At 60.7% G+C, this 2,494-nt stretch carries 3 protein-coding genes and 1 pseudogene; 1 reads left to right on the top strand and 3 read right to left on the bottom strand.

Annotated features, from left to right (window positions below; all coding sequences use genetic code 11):
* The first annotated feature begins 307 nt into the window (after positions 1 to 307).
* Positions 308 to 448: a hypothetical protein gene (locus AC2VON_RS05205; RefSeq protein ID WP_486951975.1), complete on the top strand. Its 141-nt coding sequence runs from the start codon at positions 308 to 310 to the stop codon at positions 446 to 448.
* Between the two features lie 96 nt (positions 449 to 544).
* Here the strand turns inward: AC2VON_RS05205 and AC2VON_RS05200 are convergent.
* The 3 genes and pseudogenes from AC2VON_RS05200 to AC2VON_RS05190 all read right to left on the bottom strand — a co-directional run.
* Positions 545 to 634 (bottom strand): annotated as a pseudogene (locus AC2VON_RS05200) (ATP-binding protein); the annotation flags it as partial.
* A gap of 67 nt (positions 635 to 701) precedes the next feature.
* Positions 702 to 1,100, bottom strand: coding sequence for a DUF732 domain-containing protein (locus tag AC2VON_RS05195; RefSeq protein WP_084027719.1), 399 nt, complete (start codon positions 1,098 to 1,100; stop codon positions 702 to 704).
* A gap of 486 nt (positions 1,101 to 1,586) precedes the next feature.
* Complete coding sequence (locus AC2VON_RS05190; RefSeq protein ID WP_486951974.1) at positions 1,587 to 2,252, bottom strand: HdeD family acid-resistance protein; 666 nt, start codon at positions 2,250 to 2,252, stop codon at positions 1,587 to 1,589.
* Positions 2,253 to 2,494: the final 242 nt, after the last annotated feature.

Below are 2,494 nucleotides of genomic sequence, written 5' to 3'. Positions count from 1 at the left end.
TATGCCGTCGCCGTGCCATGAATCGAGTCCTCCTCGCCCCAATTCTGGGGCATCGGACTCCCACAGGAACTGGCCCGGACCGGAGGGCTCACGTCAGGGTGGCTGCGGCCTGTGCCAAGGATTCCATGATCAGCTAGCGTGCGGCTATTTTTATATCTAATCTAGAATTTGTCTAGGCCCTAAGCGGCCGCCGCCCCGCCGCCGGTTAGAGGGTTCTGAGCGAGACTTCGGGACGTCTGGCTGCCGAGGCGGAAACCATGGTGCGCGGTGAGAATCATGATGGCGCCGCCCGACTTCTGTTAGCCACGTGAGTATCTGGTCATCGAAGGGGCCGACGCCGCGCCCGGATGGTTTCCCGTTCTGCGCGGTGCCGGCGTTGATCGCCGAAACCCTGGCCGCGATCGGCGGTGTCGCGGCCCGGTGCTGGCCGATCGGATGGCCTATCTAAGGGGCGAGGTTGTCGCAGTGTCGTGGTGGTTCCCACCCCGGACTACCTCAACCGGTCGCCAAGTACGTGTTGGAAGCGTCCTGTGCCGTCTCCGATCTCGACCAGGGCGCGGGGCTTCTCCGGGGTCCAAGGTTGCGTCTTGGCGGTGACCAGGACTTCAGGTGCGGTGCGGCGAACCGCGGCCAATCAAGCGTCTCATCAGTCCAGCCACCGTGTGATCCGAGCGGGAAACGATCCGACGCCGCTCAGTCGCTTATTGGGCGCCGGGACCACCGAAGTACTCTTGGCCGGGCGGCGGCCGATAGCCCTCCGCTGACTTCCGAAGCTGCCAGATCTGGGCGGGACAAAAGAGATCAACCGCATACGAGACTAGATAATTGGCCGCGAACTCGTCGTTGGGCGTTACGTCGTTTTTCACGTCACCCATCAGTTGGGGGTAGCCCTCGCCTCCGCTGACCTTGTCGCAGATCCCATAGCCATAGCCGATTGCGTCGTTGTTCGGAAAATTATAGTGCCGCCGCACAGTGACGTTATACATGTACTCCACCTCGGGCGCGGGCTTGGCGTTTACCCGAGGTGCTAGCGCCTCCGCGGCTTCACCGATGGTGATTGCGGCGACGATTAAGGCGACTACCGACGCGCGACGCTTCATGGCTGACATCCTTTGTGGTCGTTGTGGCAGCGGCCGAACCGCTGATAGGTCGCTCCGCGGCTATGCCCGGACGAGGGTTTCAACGCCTTCCGGCGCACTGTTACGAACGTACGCATGTGCTTTCCTTTGGCGTAAATCGACCAGTTGAAGCGCGGCTATTTCCAAGGAGATCAACAGATTCCTAGAGAATTGTCAAGGCCCCGCTTTGGCTCACCAACGGTTTGCCGGTAGCCGCTTTTTTTGTCATCACGCCTCATCCAGAATCTTCGCCTTCGCGGCCCCGCCGGCCCGCCTATAGGGGGTCGCGCCGGTCTTCGTGACCGTTTTGCGTTGGCTCATCGCCAGTTTCACCCGCGTGCGCGACCGTCTACACGGCTCGGCGCGTCGCGACACGCCGCTACGCGGGCATTCTCATCTGAGGCGTGGCTGGGAATCCTGCCACGCGCGCAATCCTCTATGAGAAGAGATCGGGTCGAGTTCCGTCCTTCAGGAGGAGTCCTTTTCTCCCACCTGCGGACTAGTATTGGCGTCGAGTTCTGGCGTTGCCACGGGCTCTGTTTCTGGCTTGGCCAAGGACGCTTCGACTTCGGACTCTGACTTAGTTGACTTTGATCCGGCACGGACGCCGAAAGCCAACAGGATTTCGAACGTTCCCACCACAAGGAACCAAATGGCGACAACCAATGTCAGGATACCGATCGATTCGAGGGGCGATGCGAGTACGACGATGCCAGCCAACAAGCTGATCATGCCGATCACGATTTCCCACACACGCGCGGGCAGGGTGGGGTCGCCGATCGCGGACGTCGCGCTAGCCACGCCACGGAAGATCCAACCCAGCCCGATCCAGATAGCGAGCAGCAGAATAGAATTCTGCAAATTCAGGAAGCACAGCACTGCCAGCGCCATCGCCGCTATGCCCGCGATGAATGGCAATAGCCGCATACTCCATGGGACTCTCAGGCTGACGGCCAAGATCGCCTGCGAGGCTCCGCTCACCAGCAGGTAGGCGCCAAAGACTATCGCCGCGGCGAGGACCGTTTTACCTGGCCAGCTAAGCATGACCACGCCCAAAAGGACCGAGAGGATTCCCGCACCCAACTGAGCTTTCCACAGGTGCTGCAAAACGCTTGGAGGCGCAATGATTTGCATCTCTCGATTCTGGCACACCACCTTGCAACCATTCGATGCGGACGTTTCACAGGTACGAGGGCACGTGGTGGCGTGGGAGGGAGACGTACACAAGGCGGATAGCCGAACTGGCTAGCCTGACAAAGGGGAACGGCGTGGTTGCCCCGATGCGTGTGATCACCTGAGTTGGCCCCAGTTGGGTCGTTTTTCTGCATGAATTTTGGCTCCACCTGGGCGGTGATTCGCTGCACGGTGGGCTCAGC

It is taken from the genome of Mycobacterium sp. TH-M82, assembly GCF_057473605.1.
The sequence above is the reverse complement of the archived record's forward strand: the minus strand, read 5'-3'. Positions and strand labels throughout refer to the sequence as shown.

Excerpts from the sequence above, each read along its gene's own strand:
- AC2VON_RS05195 (WP_084027719.1), bottom strand. The coding sequence starts at position 1,100 with ATGAAGCGTCGCGCGTCGGTAGTCGCCTTAATCGTCGCCGCAATCACC.
- AC2VON_RS05190 (WP_486951974.1), bottom strand. The coding sequence starts at position 2,252 with ATGCAAATCATTGCGCCTCCAAGCGTTTTGCAGCACCTGTGGAAAGCT.